This is a genomic window from Bacteroides sp. NGMCC 1.200775, from assembly GCF_040798045.1.
GTDB lineage: Bacteria > Bacteroidota > Bacteroidia > Bacteroidales > Bacteroidaceae > Bacteroides > Bacteroides hominis.
In genome coordinates, this window is the sequence record NZ_JASCQK010000003.1 from 18475 (window position 1) to 36837 (window position 18363).

An 18363-nucleotide genomic window follows, 5' to 3' on the forward strand; every position below is an offset into this window, starting at 1 on the left:
AGATGAAAACTATATATCTTTGGTTGCTGACTGCAATCGTATTGTGTGGCTGTAGCGATTTCCTGGATCGGGAACCTAAAACCAATCTTTCACCTGCTAGCTTCTGGAAGTCGGAAAGCGATTTGAGACTGGCCACCAATGTGTTTTATCAGAATATGAATCGTTCGTATACATTAGATAACCAGAGTGCGGACGGTTTTGCTAACGTGAGCAATCAAGTCAGTTCGGGAACTCAGAGTCCGGGCAATACAGATGCTATCTGGACTGCGGCGTATAAGCAAATCCGGAATGCCAATAATTTTCTGGAGAATTATCAGAATGCCGAAGTCTCGGATGCCGTCAAGAACCGTTATGCCGGTGAAGCCCGGTTCTTCAGAGCCTATTTCTATTTTAATTTAGTGAAGCGTTTTGGCGATGTTCCCTATGTACTGAGCACGCTCGATATGGACTCGGAAGAATTGATGGGCCCCCGCACTCCTAAAGAACAAGTGATTGCAGGTATCATCGAAGACCTTGAATTTGCGGAGACCCACATTCCGCTGAAAAGCAAATTGTCTACCGACGTGGGACGACTGACCAAGGGAGCCGCCCAGGCAATGCTTGCCCGTGTGGCGCTCTATTGCGGCACGAGAAATAAGTTCCACGGTGACGGAGAGTATAAGAAATATCTTCAGATGGCCAAAGAAGCCAGTAAGCGGCTGATTGACACGAAAGAATATTCTTTGTATAAAGATTACCGCGATCTGTTCCTGCTGCCCGGAGAAGACTCAGACGAGCACATTCTTTCATATCGTTATTCTGCTGAGGCCGATACATACAATTCCCGTATCCGCGCTACGATAGCCGATCCCTCTCACACCCCTACCAAAGTGCTGGCCGATGCATTTCTCTGTAAAGACGGGCTTCCTGTGGAGAAGTCTGCTTATAAAGTAGAATATCTGCCTGCCGGTAAGGAGTTTGAGAACCGCGACCCGCGTATGGCACTTACTCTCTGGAAACCGGGAGATCCGTTCCTGGGAAAACCGTTTGTGCCCAACCTTTCGAGCCAGACACGTACCGGATACATGTTCAAGAAGTATGGTGACGAAGAATCTTACTCGAATATGAAGTCGCGGATTGATGAAATACTGATTCGTTATGCCGAAGTGTTGCTTATCTATGCTGAGGCCTGTTTTGAACTGGAAGATAAGATCTCGGATGCCGACCTGAACCTTTCCGTCAACCGGCTCCGTGCCCGTTTCGAAGGTCATCCCGACCAATTGCCTGCCTTGACTAATGCTTTTGTAGAACAGCACGGTTTGAGCATGCGCGAAGAAATCCGCCGGGAACGCAGGGTGGAACTGGCTGCCGAATCGTTCCGTTACGATGACATTATCCGCTGGAAAACAGCCGAATCGGAATTACCGGTAGCCATCTTGGGTGCGAAGTTTGACTCGGCGCTCTATCCGACAACTATACCGGGAAAAGACGTAACTTTGGATAAGAACGGATTTTTGTTGGTACAGAAAGCAGAAAGCCGTACATTTGATGTTTCGAAACACTATCTCTTCCCATTGCCGCTTCGTGAGGTATCATTGAATCCGGCATTGGTGCAGAACCCCGGGTGGTGAGGCCGGATGACTGATATCGAGGATATATTCCATAAATAAAAAAGTATGTAATGAAAACAAATCGAGCTTTTAAAGAATTTTGTGTGTTAGGCGGCTTGGCATATTCCGTTTGCGGAGTGGCTCAGGAGCGTCCGAATATTATTGTTTTTCTGGTTGATGATATGGGACTGATGGATACTTCCGTCCCCTTTCTGACAGATGAAAATGGTCAGCCGACGCGCCATCCCCTGAATGACTGGTATCATACTCCGAATATGGAAAGACTGGCTAAACAAGGTATTTGTTTTTCTACTTTTTATGCGCAAAGTGTAAGTTCCCCCTCCAGAGCTTCAATTATGACCGGACAAAATGCGACAAGGCACGGTGTCACCAACTGGATTAATGCCGAAAGCAATAACCGGACTCCTTTCGGGCCGCCCGAATGGAACTGGAAAGGTCTCAGGGAAGATATGCCCACTATGCCGAAAGTTTTGCAGCAGGCCGGGTATAAGACCATCCATGTCGGAAAGGCACATTTTGGTTGTATGGGTAGCGAAGGAGAGAATCCGCTGCATCTTGGTTTTGATGTAAATATCGCCGGTTCCGGCATAGGACATCCCGGCAGCTATTATGGCGAATGGGGATATGGGCATATCAAGGGGGAAAAGGCCAGGGCGGTTCCCGACCTGGAAAAGTATCATGGGACGGACATCTTTCTAAGTGAAGCTTTGACGATAGAAGCGAACCGGGAGATAACCAAGGCGGTAGAAGAAAAGCGTCCTTTTTATCTGAATATGGCTCATTATGCGGTCCATGCGCCTTTTCAGGCAGATAAACGCTTTTTGTCACGGTATACCGATCCGGATAAGAGCGAACAGGCAAGGGCGTTTGCTACTTTAATAGAAGGCATGGATAAATCCTTGGGGGATATTATGGACCAACTTGAGAAGTTGGGAATTGCCGAAAATACCTTGATCTTCTTTTTAGGAGATAATGGTGGCGACGCCCCTCTGGGAGATGAACGCGGATATGGCTCTTCTGCTCCGTTGAGAGGGAAAAAAGGTACGGAGTTCGAAGGAGGTATGCGTGTTCCTTTTATTGCGGGCTGGGCAAAGCCTGAGAAAGAGAGTAAAGTGCAGAAGCGTTTACCGATTGAAGCGGGAGGTATGCAGACACAGTTGGGGACAATAATGGATATTTATCCGACAGTGCTGGCCGTGGCCGGATGTAAAGCTCCTCAGGGCTATGCGATAGATGGATTCGACCTCAAAAAGCAATTAAGCGGTAAAGTAAACCGGAGGCGTCCCGAGTCTTTCTTGATGCACTTTCCGCATGCTCACCGTGGCAACTACTTTACGACATATCGTATGGGGGACTGGAAACTGATTTATTATTATCTTCCCGAGACCCCGCAACAACCGAAGGCTCTGCTTTACAATCTGAAGGATGATCCTGAAGAAAGGAACGAACTCTCTTCTGCGTATCCCGATAAGTGTAAAGAGATGATCCGGAAAATGTCTGACCAGTTGGTAAAGGAAGGAGCTCTTTATCCGGTAGATAAGCAAGGAAATGAACTGAAGCCCTTTGTCTACTTCTGACAAGTGAAGGTTTACTGATACATCAAGAGGGTGTGTCGAGACTCACATTTTTTCGACGCACCCTCTTTTTAGTTCGTTACAAACTGTATGTGTATCCGCTTCTTTAAGAAAACGATGGCGGTGCATAACCGGATGTGGTCAGCGCAACACCACCCGGTCGCCCAGGCGTTTGGCCATCAGGTTCTGTATTTCCTTCATCTCCTTATACCGTTGCATGACGGCGTCACATTGAGCGTTGTCATTGGCTATCGCAGGATCTTGCAGCGCATACATGATGTGCTTCAGTTCTTCTGCCACGATGGCATTCTTGAAGTTGATCATCAGCATCGGAACCATTTCGTACAAACGCTCTTCGTCCGTTACCAGCTTTTGTGTTTTCGAGTGATATTTACTCAGTTGATACCGGTCGCTTGCCAGTTCGGTGGCTATTGTGCTGATAGCCGGATCGGGGTGCGCCACAAAGAAACGTTCGGAGGCGAACTCCTGTTCGCGGATATGTTCGGCGGCTTCCGAGAGGATACGGCGGTGCAGCGGGTTATGGAACGCCAGTTCGTCTTCTTTCAGGTCGTTGATGACATACTCCACCACTGTGACCGGTACTTCGTTCCCCTCTTCATCCGTCATGTTGCACATCACCCTTTCTCCGTAGCGGATGATCATCTGGATGATAAGGCGTTCGTATTTGTAGAACTCCTGTCCCTCTTTGCCCTCCTGGGGGATAAACGACTGGTAGGTATCGATTTCTGCCTCTTCCGGCGGAAATGGAGGAGGTATCTCGCCTGCTTCCGGTACCGGAGCATGGTTGGCGACGGCCGGTTTATTCCCTTTCTCGGCCTGAAGTTCACGGCGCTTGGCCACTTCCGAAACCAACAGTTTGTCTTCTATCCGCAATAACTGTCCGCACTCTTTGATATAAACATCCCTGACGATGGCTTCCGGAATGACCGCGATGCTGCGTACGATGTCGTTTATCAGTTCCGCCCGTTTCATCGGATCTTTGCCCGCATCCTCCATCAGGAGTTGTGCCTTGAAACGTATAAAGTCCGTTTCGTGTTCCTGTATAAAGTTCTGGAACTCCGTGGCGTTGTGTTTCCTTGCAAAAGAGTCCGGGTCGTCGCCGTCGGGCAAGAGGCATACTTTGATGTTCATTCCCTCTTCGAGCAACATGTCTATGCCTCGGATCGACGCTTTGATTCCCGCCATGTCGCCGTCATAGAGCACGGTGATATTGTTGGTGAAACGGTGAATCAGCCGGATCTGTCCCGGTGTCAGGGACGTACCGGAAGAGGCCACTACGTTTTCCACCCCCGACTGGTGCATCGAGATCACGTCCGTATATCCTTCCACAAGGAAGCAGCGGTCCTGCTTTACGATGGCCTGTTTGGCAAAGTAGATGCCGTAAAGTTCGTTGCTTTTATGATAAATTTCCGACTCCGGAGAGTTGACATACTTGGCGAGTTTCTTGTTTTCCGTACTGAGCACACGCCCGCCGAACGCAACCACTTTGCCCGAAAGCGTGTGGACCGGGAACATGACACGTCCCCAGAAGCGGTCACGCAGTTTATGGTCGTCCGTCTCATAGCAAAGCCCCGTCTTTACGAGAAACTCTTTTTTGAAGCCTTTGCGCATCGCCTCCTGTGCCAGAGCGTCACGCCCTTCGGTGCTGAACCCCAGTTGGAATTTGTCGATAATATCATCACGGAAGCCTCGCTGGCGGAAGTAAGCCAGTCCGATGCTGCGTCCGTCTACGTGGTTTTTCAGGATGTTCTGGAAATAGTCGCGGGCGAAGTTGTTGACAATGAACATACTTTCTCGGTTGCTCTGCACCTCTTTCTCTTCATTGGTCAGCTCCCGTTCCTTGATTTCTATATTATATTTCTTGGCCAGATAGCGGAGTGCTTCGGGGTAGGACATCTGTTCGTGCTCCATGATAAAGTGCACCGCGTTACCGCCCTTACCGCAACTGAAGCATTTGCAAAGTCCCTTTGAGGGAGACACGCTGAACGAGGGTGTTTTCTCGTTATGGAAAGGGCAAAGTCCCACGTAGTTCACACCGCGTTTGCGCAGCGTGACGAAATCCGAAACCACTTCTACGATTTGTGCGGCATCGAGTATACGGTCTATGGTTGCCTGGTCTATCATTGTTTTATCTCCTTGCGGATGCAAATGTACGTGATATTTCTTGGATAATCAAATGGCTTTTCAGTGGATTCGGCAGGCCGTGCCGATTTATCGGATATTTGCTTTATGTCGCAAATACGGATTGTTTTGCATTAAAAAGTCAGCCAATAAGGCTTTTGTCTGGCGGATGCCCGATTGTTTTTGATCCAACGGGAGGAAGAAAAAGGAAATCGGCGGGCTTTTTCGGTTGGAGAGCCGGGCTTTTGAGTGGGCAGAGCCTTTGTCCGGGGTAAAAAGAGCCTTTGTTTTTCGAAAAAGACGGTTGTATTTCCACCGAAAGACGGTTACATTTTCCGAAAATGATTACTTCTTTTTCAAATATCTCTATATGTTTTTCATAATTACATATATTGTTCCGTTTAAGATCCGGATTTTCCCTGTTTTTCTCTCTGGTTGCTTGCCCGTCCCGGAACTTCCTTTTCTACCAGAAAGGTACTCTTGTCGCTTCTGAGTGGATAATATGATACAGGGAGAGTTCTTTTCTGCTCAATATGCTTCTTATATCGATAAATGCGATCAATCGGATCGGAGGAAAAATGAATTAGAGCCGTTTTTTCCTTCTTGCCTTTCCCTCGGGACTAAAGAATGAAAACTGAGCGTTTCTTATTATCATTTTGACATTTTGCTCATCCCGCAAATAATAAAAGAAAGGAGAGGGGTGTCTGTGGTGAATGATGACACCCCCTCATACTTATGATAAAGATTCTTATTTAATCTTTTCCCGTATCTTCGTCAGATACTTTTTCATTCCTTCCGCATCTTTGCTTGTGATAATTTCAAGCAACTGTTTCAGCTCTGTGCGGATGTTCTCTACCTGTGACGGCGTGCGCGGATTGAACAGGATTTCCTGCAATAAGTAATCATCTTCGCTCAAAAGCCCTTTTGCAATAGCCATGTGCTTCTTGAATGTGGTTCCCGGTGCCTCTTGGTGTTTCATGACAGCTGCGAAAACAAACGTCGAAACAAACGGGATGGACAAGGAGTAAGCCACTGTTTCATCATGCTCGTCGAAGGTATACTCAAAAATATTCAGGTTCAGGCTATTGTATAAGTCTTTAAAGAATACTTTCCCCAAATGATCGCTCTCACTGATGATGATGGCACTTTCGCTGCTCAGATTGCTCAGACTGGCAAAAGTAGGGCCAAACATCGGGTGAGTGGAGACATAACGGAATCCGCTTTCTTCGTAGAACTTCTTCAGTCCGGTTTTCACCGAAGCGATATCACTCAGGATACAGTCTTTGGGCAAAACAGGCAGAATTTTGCGGAAAGCGTCCAGCGTATACTTCACTGTGGCAGCATTGATCACCAGTTCCGGTTCGAACTCCTTGATCTCCTCCAATGTTGTGAAGCGATACGTGTTGTACACGAACCGAAGCTGATGCGGGTTGACGTCGAACACGGCCGTCTCGTGCTGGAAACTTAGTATGTCAGTAAAGAAGGAGCCCATCTTGCCGGCTCCCAAAATTAGAATTCGCATAATATGAATGATTTGCTATTTATTGATAATTTCCATCTGTTGACGAACCGATTCTTCGTGGATGGCTTCGAAGATCACTTTCACAAACTCTGCACTCATGCCGCACTGTTCGCCCTGGGCACCGCGTTTCTCAAGAATCTCGTTATAACGTCCGGTCTGAAGTACTGTGATATCGTGTTCTTTTTTGTAAGTACCGATTTCGCGTGCTACGCGCATACGTTTTGCCAATTCCTGTATGATGTTATCATCGCATTCGTCAATCTGTTTACGCAGTACGTTCAGGTTCTCCGTTGTTTGTGTCTCTTTACGGATGACGAGCAGGTTGAGGATGTAGTCCAGTACGTCCGGAGTTACTTGTTGTGAAGCGTCGCTCCATGCACAGTCCGGGTTACAGTGACTTTCCACTATCAGTCCGTCGAAGTTCAGGTCCATAGCCTGCTGGCAGAGAGGAGCTACCAGTTCGCGCTTTCCGCCGATGTGGCTCGGGTCGCAGAAGATAGGCAGTTCGGGGATGCGGCGGCGCAACTCGATAGGAATGTGCCATTGCGGCAGGTTGCGGTACAGCTTCTTGTCGTAGCTGCTGAAGCCGCGATGAATGGCTCCCAGACGTTTCAGTCCGGCATTGTTGATACGTTCCAGAGCACCGATCCATAATTCCAGATCCGGATTTACCGGGTTCTTCACCAGCACAGGGATGTCTACACCTTTCAGTGCATCGGCTATTTCCTGTACGGCAAAAGGATTGGCAGTGGTACGTGCTCCTACCCAGAGTACGTCGATACCCGCTTTCAGGCATTCGTATACGTGCTTGGCTGTAGCCACTTCGGTAGATACGTACATGCCGGTTTCTTTTTTCACCTCTTTCAGCCAGGCGAGGCCTTCTACGCCGATACCTTCGAAACCTCCTGGTTTGGTGCGCGGTTTCCAGATTCCCGCACGGAAGATTTTTACTCCTTTGGCTGCCAGTTGTGTGGCGGTTGACATTACTTGCTCTTCTGTTTCGGCACTGCAAGGGCCGGCTATCACCATCGGGCGTTTATCTTCCACGCCCGGCAATAAGATTGATTCGAGTTCCATATCGATCTAATTCGTTTAGTTGTTATTTCATTATTGATTTGATTCTTTCCAGCGCTTCTGCTAACTTGGCGTCTTTGCAGCAGAGAGAGATGCGGATGTATCTCGCTCCGTTGCTTCCGAAAATAAATCCCGGAGTGATGAAGACGCGTGCCTCCTGCAGCACTTTCTCTGTCAGTTCTTCTACATCGGCGCAACTTGCGGGGATTTTTCCCCAGAGAAACATGCCCACCTGCTTTTCGTCGTACGTACATCCTAACGTTTTCATAATCTCTCCGGCCAGGTGGCGGCGGTTCCGGTAGTTGACATTGTTGCCTTCGTACCATTCTGCATCCGCTTCGAGTGCTTTGGTAGCTGCCAGTTGCATGGCACGGAACATTCCGCTGTCGATATTGCTTTTCACCTTCAGAATCCATTGTACACACTCTGCGTTCGAAGCTAACATACCGATACGCCATCCCGGCATATTGTGACTTTTACTCATGGAGTTGAATTCGATACAGCATTCTTTGGCGCCCGGCACACTCAGGATACTGATCGGCTTATCGTTCAGGATAAAGCTGTACGGATTGTCGTTCACAATCACGATATTCTTGCGGAGGGCAAACTCCACCAGGCGTTCGTAAAGTTCCGGTGTGGCATTGGCACCGGTCGGCATATTCGGATAGTTGGTCCACATCAGTTTCACGCGGCTTAGATCCATCTTTTCCAGTTCATCGAAGTCCGGCATCCATCCGTCCTCTTCTTTGAGGTTATAGTTCACCACCTCGGCACCCAGTATTTTGCTTAACGAAGTGTAGGTGGGATATCCCGGATTGGGTACCAGTACCTGTTCTCCCGGATTGACAAAAGCGAGTGTCACGTGCAAGATTCCCTCTTTCGATCCGATCAGCGGCTGAATTTCTGTTGCCGGATTCAGTTCCACTCCATACCAGCGTTTATACCAGTCGGCAAAACCCTTGCGAAGTTCCGGTATGCCCACATACGGTTGATAACCGTGTCCGTTCGGGTCGTGAGCATTGTTACACAGCGTTTCGATGGTTTGCTCCGAAGGGGGCATGTCCGGGCTTCCGATTCCCAGGCTGATTACGTCTTTACCTTCTGCGTTCATCCGTGCCACTTCTTTCAGTTTCTTCGAAAAGTAGTATTCGCTTACACCGCCCAGTCTGTCGGCCGGCGCTACCTTATACGTTTGATTTTCCTTCTGCATATTCGCCTAATATTTTAAGTTCTTTCGTCAATGGAGTGATTGCTGTAATCGATTGTTTGTATCTCAGATAATCGTTGAAAGCCACATCTACGTAGAACTGGTATTCCCATTCCCGTCCGATGATAGGGAGCGATTGTATTTTTGTTAAGTTGATGTTGTAAAAAGATAAGATAGACAGAACCTGTGAGAGGCTTCCTTCGGAGTGGGGGAGAGTGAAAACGATGTTTGCTTTGTTGAGAACGGTGTTTTGTTTTCGTATCTCGTCCACCTGCCATGGATCTGCCACTACCAGAAAACGGGTGAAATTATGTTTGTTTGTTTCTATGCCTTCTTGTAGTACTTTCATTCCGTACCGTTCGGCGGCGGCATGTGAGCAGATGGCGGCATGTCCTTTCAGGTTTTCCCGTTTGATGATTTCAGCACTCAAGGCCGTATCTTCAGCTTCTACCACTTTGATACGCGGGTGTTGGTTCAGGAATTCCCGGCATTGCATCAGGGCGATCGGGTGTGAGTTCACTTCGGTGATGTCATTCCAGTCCTCTTCGGGCAGGCAAACGAAGCTGTGCGAAATGCGTAATTTGTATTCGCCGATAATCTGCGTGCCGCTTTGGCGCAACAGTTCGTTGTTGTGCAGCAGGCTTCCTGCAATCGTGTTTTCAATGGCCAGCATCCCGATTGTCTGACTATCTTTCCGGATGGCAGCAAACACATCTTCAAAGTTGGCGCAACAGATTAACTCTATTTCTTCCCCTTCGAAGTACTTGTGTGCGGCTATATCGTGATACGAGCCCAGTGTCCCTTGAATTGCTATTCTTTTCATTCCTAATTGAGTATATGGTATAAAAAAATCCCGCGTCCATGTCGGAGCGGGATTCATATTATTAGTTTCTCTTAATCTCAGTTCTTAAGCACCCTGTCACTTGATACATACAAACTCCCGCTCTACTTTCTGGCTAAAGTAAAAGTAAAAAAAGAAGTAATATGTAAAAGTGAATACGTTCATCAGATCTATTTTTCTTTTTGTTTTAAATCTGAGGCAAAATTAATGCTTTTATCTTAAACACAAATAAAAAACGGACTTTTTTTTGTGATTTATATATTTATATTCCCAATTTGTGCTTTTATATCTGTAAATGTTATCTGTTTGTAACTTCTTCATCTCTTATCTTTTTCTTTTTCTATATAATATGGTATAGAGGCTTAGTTGTGTTAATATTTACTAAATGGAGCGTTTCAGTTCTTAAGATGTTAGTTTTTCTGCGAAAAACTTCTTTTATTTGTCAGACAAATAAGATTAATCTTATTTTAACTAAACTGAATTGTTATACTATGGATACATTAAAACTACATGGTCAGGCGATAACTTTGGTCGATCAGGTCGAAGATAACCTACTTACTTATTTTAGAACTAAAGATCTGCGGGCAGGAGATGCCATTCCCAATGAGATGGAACTGGCCGCCGCTTTGGGTGTGGCGCGTAGTGTGCTGAGGGAGGCTCTCAGCCGATTGAAAATGGTAGGGATGATAGAAACACGTACCAGACGAGGCATGATTCTGACTGAGCCCTCTATTCTTGGAGGTATGAAGCGAGTTGTCGATCCGCGTATTCTAAGTGAACATTCTCTGTTTGATCTTTTAGGTTTTAGAATTGCTTTAGAGTTGGGAATTTGCAGTGATCTCTTTCAGAATATAACTCCGGAAGATATTATTGAACTGAAAGAGATTGTCCGATTGGGTATCGCTTTTGAGAATAATGAATATGCCCCTATCAGTGAATTTACTTTTCATGCTAAACTTTATGAAATAACCGGCAATGCCACTATCCGTGAGTTTCAGGAGATTATTCATCCCGTAATGGTTTTTGTGAAAGATAAATTCAAAGAGTTGCTCGAGCCTATTAATATAGAGATAAAAGAGCGGGGAGAATTGGTAACTCACGCTGACCTTCTCGACTTTTTGGAGAAACATGATGAGCCCGGTTACAGAAAGGCGCTTGAGAAACATTTTGCCGTATATAAGATTTTTATGAAACGTAGAATCGTTAACGAATAATCGGGGGATTGCAAAAAGTCAAACAGAATTTTAGCATTCCCTTGGGAAATATCTGGAGGATGGCCGTTCTTTTATTGCGGGTAACCGGGTAAATAACAATTTATTATAGCTGCGCAGCCATTTTATACCTTTGTTATCGACGCAGAGAAATGGGTTTCCAATCAGAGATTCCTTATTCTTAATTAATATCTAATTAAATAATAAAATGAAACATTATCAACGTTTGGAAGGAATGGTTGCCGCCACTTTTACTCCTATGGATGCGCGGGGAGATATCAATCTTTCTGTTATAGACAAATACGCCGACCTGATGGCTGAATCAGGAATGGCAGGTGTATTTATTTGTGGAACCACAGGAGAATCTCATTCACTGACTACGGATGAGCGTAAAGTTATTCTTGCTCAGTGGATAAAGTCTGCCCGGAAACGCTTTAAGGTGATTGCGCATGTGGGTAGTAACTGTCAATTGGAAGCTATGGAGCTGGCTCGGCATGCACAAGAGGTGGAAGCTGATGCTTTTGCCGCTATGGCTCCCTGTTTTTTTAAACCCTCTTCGGTAAAGGATCTGGTGGACTTTTTTACTCCAATTGCTCAAAGTGCTCCCGATCTTCCTTTCTATTATTATAATATGCCGTCTATGACGGGAGTATCTCTTTCGGTTCGCTCTTTTCTTATAGAGGGAAAAAAAACGATGCCTAATCTGGTTGGAACGAAATTCACACACAATAACCTGATGGAGATGGGTGAATGCTTGGAACTCAATAATGGAGAATTCGAAGTGCTGCATGGATACGATGAAATTCTGATTGCCGGATTGGCTTTAGGAGCCGTTGCCGGTGTTGGTAGTACCTACAATTATTTACCTGTTGTATATCAGAATCTTTTTGATGCGTTCAAGAAAGGTGATATCTGTACTGCTCGCCGGATGCAGCAGAAGTCGATTGAAATAGTAAAAATAATAATTAAATATGGAGGAGGTGTACGTGGAGGAAAAGCAATAATGAATTTAATAGGTGTTGATTGCGGCCGGTGCCGTCTGCCCATCACACCGTTTGGCGATGATGAATATTCTTCGCTCAAAAGAGATCTTGAAAAAATAGGTTTCTTGAATTAAAAAATAAAAGTAGGGAAGGGGAAATAGACTTTGGACGGAATATACCCCCTTCGCTCTACGCCTTAAATTTTATATTAAAAGCATACAAAGATGAGAAAAATTACTCGAATTAAGTGTCTCATTGTTGTTTTATTGACATTTATTGGGACATTAGCACCCGTTCATGCTCAACAAAGTGGCAATTTTGAGATTAGTGGTGTTGTTAAGGACACATCCGGAGAACCGGTCATAGGTGCTACAGTTATTGTAAAGAACACACAAATAGGTACAACTACCGATGTCGATGGAAAATTTAAATTAAAGGTCCCACGTAAATCTTTGTTACAAATCTCCTTTGTTGGAATGAAAACCAAGGATCTGAAAGTAACCAATAATACATTTTATGAAATTACTTTGGAAGATGAGTCGGTTCTACTTGACGAGGTCGTAGCCATCGGTTATGGAACTCAATCTAAGGCAACTGTTACTTCAGGAGTTGTATCTGTGAAGAAAGCGGAGTTAATGTCTTCTGTCTCTGCATCTCCTTTGAACAATCTACAGGGAAAGGTCGCTGGACTGGATATTCGACAGACTACCGGACAGCCTGGTGCACAGCCGGTAGTGCTGATCCGTGGCGGGTCAACCGATCCGGCTAACGACTCTCCTCTTTTTGTCATTGATGGGGTTGTCCGTAGCAATATGAATGGACTCAATCAGGAAGATATTGAGTCTATGGAAGTATTGAAAGATGCCGCTTCCGCTGCAATTTATGGTGCTAAGGCTGCCAATGGTATCATTCTTATTACTACCAAGCAAGGTTCTTCAAAAGATGGTAAAGCCACTATTTCCGCTTCCTACCGTTTGGGAGTTGAGCAGATTCGGCAGCATTATCCGTTTTCTGGTGCACGCGACTATCTGTATGCTTCCCGCTTAGCCGGTTCCCGCGGAATCAATGACGCGAATGTCAGCGGACGCCTGGAAGGCGGCGCATATCCTTATTCAACAGGTAATATCAATTATAAAAATGGAGCCTTGGAAGGATATGGCTATTCTCGTTTCACTACCGAATATTTAGATGATTTGATTTCCAATATGGGGCAGTCTTATGTCGACGATTTGCTGAACAGACAAGGATATGAAACGATGACCGATCCTTATTCGGGAAAACAGTTGATATTTAAAGACAATCACTATCAAAAAGATGTATTGTTTCAGACTGCATTGACACACAACTACGATCTGAGTGCTTCCGGTGGAAATGACAAAGGTAATTATTATGTGAGTCTGGGGTATATTAATTCAGAAGGTATTGTTCTGGGTACGGGGTACGATCGTTTCAGCCTTACTGCCAATGGAAATTACAATCTTCGCAGTAATTTAAAATTAACCGTCGGATTGAAACACTCCACAATCTCGAATAAAGCGACTGATCCGGAGAACTCGGGCACAAGCACAATGGACCGTTCTTCTCGCTATCCTACGACCTTCCGTCTGTATTATGACGATGGAACTCCCGGTATTGGTGAAGCCGGAGGCTCACCTCGGAATAGACTGCACGAATTATATTATCAGGATATTTCGGACAAAGCTTATCGAAACACGATTCAGTTAGGATTGGATTGGGAGATTCTGAAGGGATTGCATTTTAAACCGTCAGCCTCCTATTATATGCAGGAAAATATCTATCGTTTTTTTGAGAAGTATAACGAGTTTAATAAAGGTCGTAAAACACTCGAGAAACACGATCAGTATAAGCAAATCATGGCAGACGCGGTGTTTACCTATGATAAAGTATTCAGTGATAAGCACACTTTTAATGCAATGATAGGTATGAACTATACCCAGGACGATACCTATAAATTGAAGGGAACAGGCTCGGAAGCCCCTACGGATTATGTACCTACGTTGGCGCCTACCAAGCCCGATTTACAGCGTACCACTTCCTCTTTGGATAAAGAAGTACTGGTAGGTTTCTTTGCCCGTGTCAATTATGACTATAAGCGCCGCTATTTGCTGACGGTTTCAGCACGCTATGACGGAGCCTCCCAATTTGCCGAAGATCATAAATTCGCATTGTTTCCGGCCGTATCCGGAGGATGGAATATGCATTATGAAGACTGGTTTCCCAAAACCGTTGTCAGCCGGATGAAGTTGCGGGCGAGCTGGGGACAGACCGGAAATAATAAGTTGTCGTATTCTAATACACAAGGCGAATATGCTTCATATATTTATGCCGGAAATCCGGGGGTACTGAATAGTGTACTTGCCAATAACAGTTTGGTATGGGAAACAACCTCTAATGTGGATTATGGTTTTGATGCCGGTTTCTTTGATAATCGTCTTGAACTGTCGGTAACCGGATATAATAAATTGACTTCCGATCGTTTGTATGACAAAGCTCTTCCGGCACAGACAGGTTTTAGTTCTATAAAGGCCAATTTGGGGACTGTACAGAACAAAGGTTTTGAGTTATCGCTGACAGCACATCCTCTTTCAACAACTTCCCCCGTGAGTTGGGATGTTACGGGTACTTTCAGTATGAACAGGACGTATATGAAAAAGCTTCCTTATAATGGGAGAGACAAAAATCGGGTACAGGGCGGACTTGTATGGGATGCTAAATCCGGTACTTATGTTGAGACCGGCGGCCTGGCCGAAGGCGAGAGGATAGGTGGACGTTGGGGATATAAGTATCTGGGGGTATACGATACAGATGAAGAAGCTGCAAAAGCTCCGGTCGACACCAAGGTTTCCGGTTCTAAGATGAATAAGAAAAAGGTTGCCGGAGATGCTATCTGGGCCGACCTTGACAATAATGGAGTTATCGATGATAAGGATATTACTTTTATTGGCTGGGCCAATCCGGATAAGAAGGGAGCCTTGATTAATAATTTGTCTTACAAGAATTTTTCTCTTCGTTTGGTTGTCGATTTTGCTTTAGGACATTCCATTGCCAATATATGGAGATGCCGTGCCAATGCCAATGCACGCAATGCTATTATAACGACTACTGACGTTACGAATGGAAACATCTGGTGGCAGACTGGTGATGCTGCAACAGCCAAGTATCCGCGTTACGATGTTGCTTCGGACTGGGATAACGGATATCGCAATCACATGCGTACAATAGCTTATGCCGGGATGAATTCAAATGGAAATGCCGACAATACGGCTTATTATTCAAAGGGAGATTATTTGTGCTTCCGTGAGGTTTCGTTAGGTTATGAACTACCGCGTTCCGTATGTTCTAAAATGAAGGTGAAAGGGGTTTCTTTGAATGCCGGTGTGACAAATATCGGATACATTACAGCCTTTGACGGATTAAATCCTGAACAGTACGATGGACAAGAGACCGGTGAATACTTCCTCCCGATTCAATTTAACTTTGGTGTAAGACTAACTTTTTAAAATGATTTTCACTATGAAAGCAACAAAAATATTGATCTGTATTCTCTGCTGCACATGGATTTGCAGTTGTAGCTTGTTGGAGGTTGATCCGGTTTCTACCATCACTTCACAGTCGTTCTGGAAAACTCCGGGAGATGCCAAAGCTTATCTTACGGGCATTTACAATAAGGTGCGTGACCTGAATAATACTTCTTATTACGGTGAAGATCGAGGAGATGCTTTTAAAGCCGGTGAAATCGGCCCTACAAGTGTGGCATGGGCTCACACATTGCTTGAGAGCAATGCTCCTTCTTATCGCTCGGCTTATAATATCATTCATCACGCCAATCTTCTTTTCAATAAAATTGAAAGTCTGAAGTTTACTAATGAGACTGAGAAGAATCGTATAAAAGCTGAGTGCCATTTCTTAAGAGCATATACTTATTTTCTTATAGTACGCATTTGGGGAGATGCTCCCATCATTACTGATCCTGTGCTTTCGGACAACGTTGAACTAAAACCTCGCTCTCCCAAAGAAGACGTCATGAAGTTGATCCTTGAAGATATAGAACAGGCTGTCCTGTTATTTCCGGAGGATGGATATATCAATAAGAATTTAGCTTCAAAGCCGGCTGCCTATGCTTTGAAAGCCGATGTTTTAATGTGGAAGGCAAAGGTCCTGAATGGTGGAAATGCGGATATGGAAGAAGCGATCAAGGCAATCGATCAGGTAGGCGGGAGTGGAGTGTCTTTGCTACCGGATTATGCAAAGGTATTTGCCAATGATAATAAAAAGAATAATGAGATCATTTTCTCTTTTTATTTTGAACGTTATGAAACTGGAAATCTTTCTATTGCAACCAACACTACATCGAGAACCGATAATTTATCGATGGCTGTCAACTTGGCCGATGCGGCAACTTCACCTAATCAGAGCCGCCATGTCTATGCCCCAAGTGACAAGGCCAGAGAGTTGTATCTTAAGTATCCGGGCGATAGGCGCTATAAAGTCGCCATGATTGATTTGGTGGATAAAGATGGTAACCTGATTTTAACCCAGACAAACAAATTCAGGGGGAAGGCCTATTCCGACGATCGTTATTTTGACGATGACTTGATAGCTTATCGTTGGGGAGATCTTCTTCTGTTGCGTGCTGAGGCCAATGCTGCACTCAATAAGATATCTGAGTCTCTTGTCGATTTGAATGAGGTTCGTGACCGGGCGGGCCTGGAGCCCTATGATGGCCCGAAAGATAAGATTGCTGTAGAGAAAGAAATCTGTGACGAACGTTTAAGAGAGCTTTTTATAGAGCAAAAACGATGGTTTGATTTGGTGCGTTTCCATTGTGGCGGGACCATTGACATTTATAAGGAGGTGCCCAATTTGAATGACAAGCCCGGTTATCCATTGTATTTCCCAATCAATTATAATGATATGGTCTTAAATGACAAACTGGTGCAGACAGATGGGTACGAAAGTAATGTAGAGAGATAGAATATAAAAAGAAGGAACTGTGTGGAGTAGCTGTTATATACTTTTACACAGTTCTTTTGATATGGAAGTATAATAATTTAAAGCATAAGTTTATGAAGAACACAATCTTGAAACTGTTTCTATTGTTTTGTGCTGTTCCTTCAATCGGACAAAATGTCCATCCCAATCTGCCTTGGATCGACATATCGGGGCAGCGTGAACGGCAGGTGACAATAGCTCCGGGCAGACCGGATTTATATAACGGACATCCTACTACTGTAATGATGGATGATCATAAGACTATTCTTTGTACCTGGTCTTACGGGCATGGAGGTAAAGCGTCTTTCATAGCCGAAAGTAAGGATGCCGGGCTGACTTGGAAAAATGGTAAAACCCCTGCTGACTGGCAGACGATGAGCAATTGTCCCAGTATTTACAAACTGACGGATAAGCAGGGGAAAGAACGTGTCTTTGTGTTTAGTGCCTGGCCGGACATGCCTATGACTTATAGTGAAGACGGAGGGAAGAGCTGGAGTCCGGTCCGTAGTTTGAATAAACCTTGTGTGATGGCGTTTTCAAGCATTGTAAAATTGAAGAATGGCGATTATCTCGGGTTGTATCACCGTGGACTGAATGATCGGGACCGTCCTCCGTTGACTTTGTGGCAATCTGTCTCACATGACGGAGGATTGACCTGGAGCGAGTCGGTGAAAGTAGGCGAGATGGAGGGGCGTTCACCCTGTGAACCCTGTGTCTTCCGTGCTCCCGATGGCAAACGGCTTGTCTGTGTAGCGCGTGAAAATAACCGGGTAGGCAATTCTCTGATGATGTTTTCTGATGATGAGGGAACCACCTGGTCTCCTTTGCAAGAAACTCCCTGGGGCCTGACCGGAGACAGGCATGTAATAAAGTTTACTCCTGACGGTCGTATGATTGCCGTCTTTCGGGATATGGCTCCCAACAGTCCGACGAAAGGGCATTTTGTAGCCTGGGTCGGTAATTATAAAGATTTGCTTGAGGGAACTTCCGGACAATATAAAATAAAGCTTTTACATAGTTATGCCGGTTCGGATTGTGGATATCCTGGTCTCGAAATCCTACCGGATGGGACTATTGTCGCCATCACTTATGTTAAGATGCGGCCGGGCCCCGAACAACACTCCATTGTCGGCGTACGCTTCAAACTTGAAGAAACTGATAAAATGCTATATTAACTTTTATCCCC

Annotated in this window: 12 protein-coding genes; 7 read left to right on the top strand and 5 right to left on the bottom strand. The window is 45.3% G+C overall.

The genetic code is table 11. From position 1 onward, the window contains the following. The first annotated feature begins 2 nt into the window (after positions 1 to 2). Positions 3 to 1610: a RagB/SusD family nutrient uptake outer membrane protein gene (locus tag QK890_RS09265; protein WP_186993757.1), complete on the top strand. Its 1608-nt coding sequence runs from the start codon at positions 3 to 5 to the stop codon at positions 1608 to 1610. Positions 1611 to 1660: 50 nt separating this feature from the next. Beyond that, the gene (locus tag QK890_RS09270; RefSeq protein WP_032531407.1) at positions 1661 to 3187 is read left to right on the top strand and encodes a sulfatase; all 1527 of its coding nucleotides are present in this window, start codon (positions 1661 to 1663) and stop codon (positions 3185 to 3187) included. A gap of 138 nt (positions 3188 to 3325) precedes the next feature. On the opposite strand, the gene dnaG is transcribed toward QK890_RS09270, so the two are convergent. The 5 genes from dnaG to QK890_RS09295 all read right to left on the bottom strand — a co-directional run bounded on the left by dnaG (position 3326) and on the right by QK890_RS09295 (position 9952). Beyond that, a complete protein-coding gene (dnaG, locus tag QK890_RS09275) occupies positions 3326 to 5329 on the bottom strand; it encodes a DNA primase (protein WP_032531406.1) in 2004 nt (667 codons plus the stop codon). 745 nt (positions 5330 to 6074) lie between these two features. Continuing rightward, on the bottom strand, positions 6075 to 6848 hold the full coding sequence (locus tag QK890_RS09280; RefSeq protein WP_005781592.1) for a prephenate dehydrogenase/arogenate dehydrogenase family protein: 774 nt from the start codon (positions 6846 to 6848) through the stop codon (positions 6075 to 6077). A gap of 15 nt (positions 6849 to 6863) precedes the next feature. Next, positions 6864 to 7925, bottom strand: coding sequence for a bifunctional 3-deoxy-7-phosphoheptulonate synthase/chorismate mutase type II (locus tag QK890_RS09285; RefSeq protein WP_005781590.1), 1062 nt, complete (start codon positions 7923 to 7925; stop codon positions 6864 to 6866). A gap of 22 nt (positions 7926 to 7947) precedes the next feature. Next, a complete protein-coding gene (locus QK890_RS09290) occupies positions 7948 to 9132 on the bottom strand; it encodes a pyridoxal phosphate-dependent aminotransferase (RefSeq protein ID WP_367627313.1) in 1185 nt (394 codons plus the stop codon). Beyond that, a complete protein-coding gene (locus tag QK890_RS09295; RefSeq protein WP_005781586.1) occupies positions 9107 to 9952 on the bottom strand; it encodes a prephenate dehydratase in 846 nt (281 codons plus the stop codon). Before QK890_RS09295 ends, QK890_RS09290 begins: the two co-directional genes overlap by 26 nt. 509 nt (positions 9953 to 10461) lie before the next feature. Between QK890_RS09295 and QK890_RS09300 the strand changes: the two genes are divergently transcribed. From QK890_RS09300 to QK890_RS09320, 5 genes are all read left to right on the top strand, one after another. Next, on the top strand, positions 10462 to 11184 hold the full coding sequence (locus tag QK890_RS09300) for a FadR/GntR family transcriptional regulator (protein ID WP_005808628.1): 723 nt from the start codon (positions 10462 to 10464) through the stop codon (positions 11182 to 11184). 205 nt (positions 11185 to 11389) lie between these two features. Next, entirely contained in the window at positions 11390 to 12298 is a 909-nt protein-coding gene (locus QK890_RS09305; protein WP_032536759.1) for a dihydrodipicolinate synthase family protein, read from the top strand. 90 nt (positions 12299 to 12388) lie between these two features. Continuing rightward, positions 12389 to 15685, top strand: coding sequence for a TonB-dependent receptor (locus QK890_RS09310; RefSeq protein WP_005817620.1), 3297 nt, complete (start codon positions 12389 to 12391; stop codon positions 15683 to 15685). Between the two features lie 13 nt (positions 15686 to 15698). After that, on the top strand, positions 15699 to 17159 hold the full coding sequence (locus QK890_RS09315; RefSeq protein ID WP_005808623.1) for a RagB/SusD family nutrient uptake outer membrane protein: 1461 nt from the start codon (positions 15699 to 15701) through the stop codon (positions 17157 to 17159). Between the two features lie 92 nt (positions 17160 to 17251). Further along, positions 17252 to 18352: a sialidase family protein gene (locus QK890_RS09320; protein WP_005791096.1), complete on the top strand. Its 1101-nt coding sequence runs from the start codon at positions 17252 to 17254 to the stop codon at positions 18350 to 18352. Positions 18353 to 18363 lie beyond the last annotated feature (11 nt).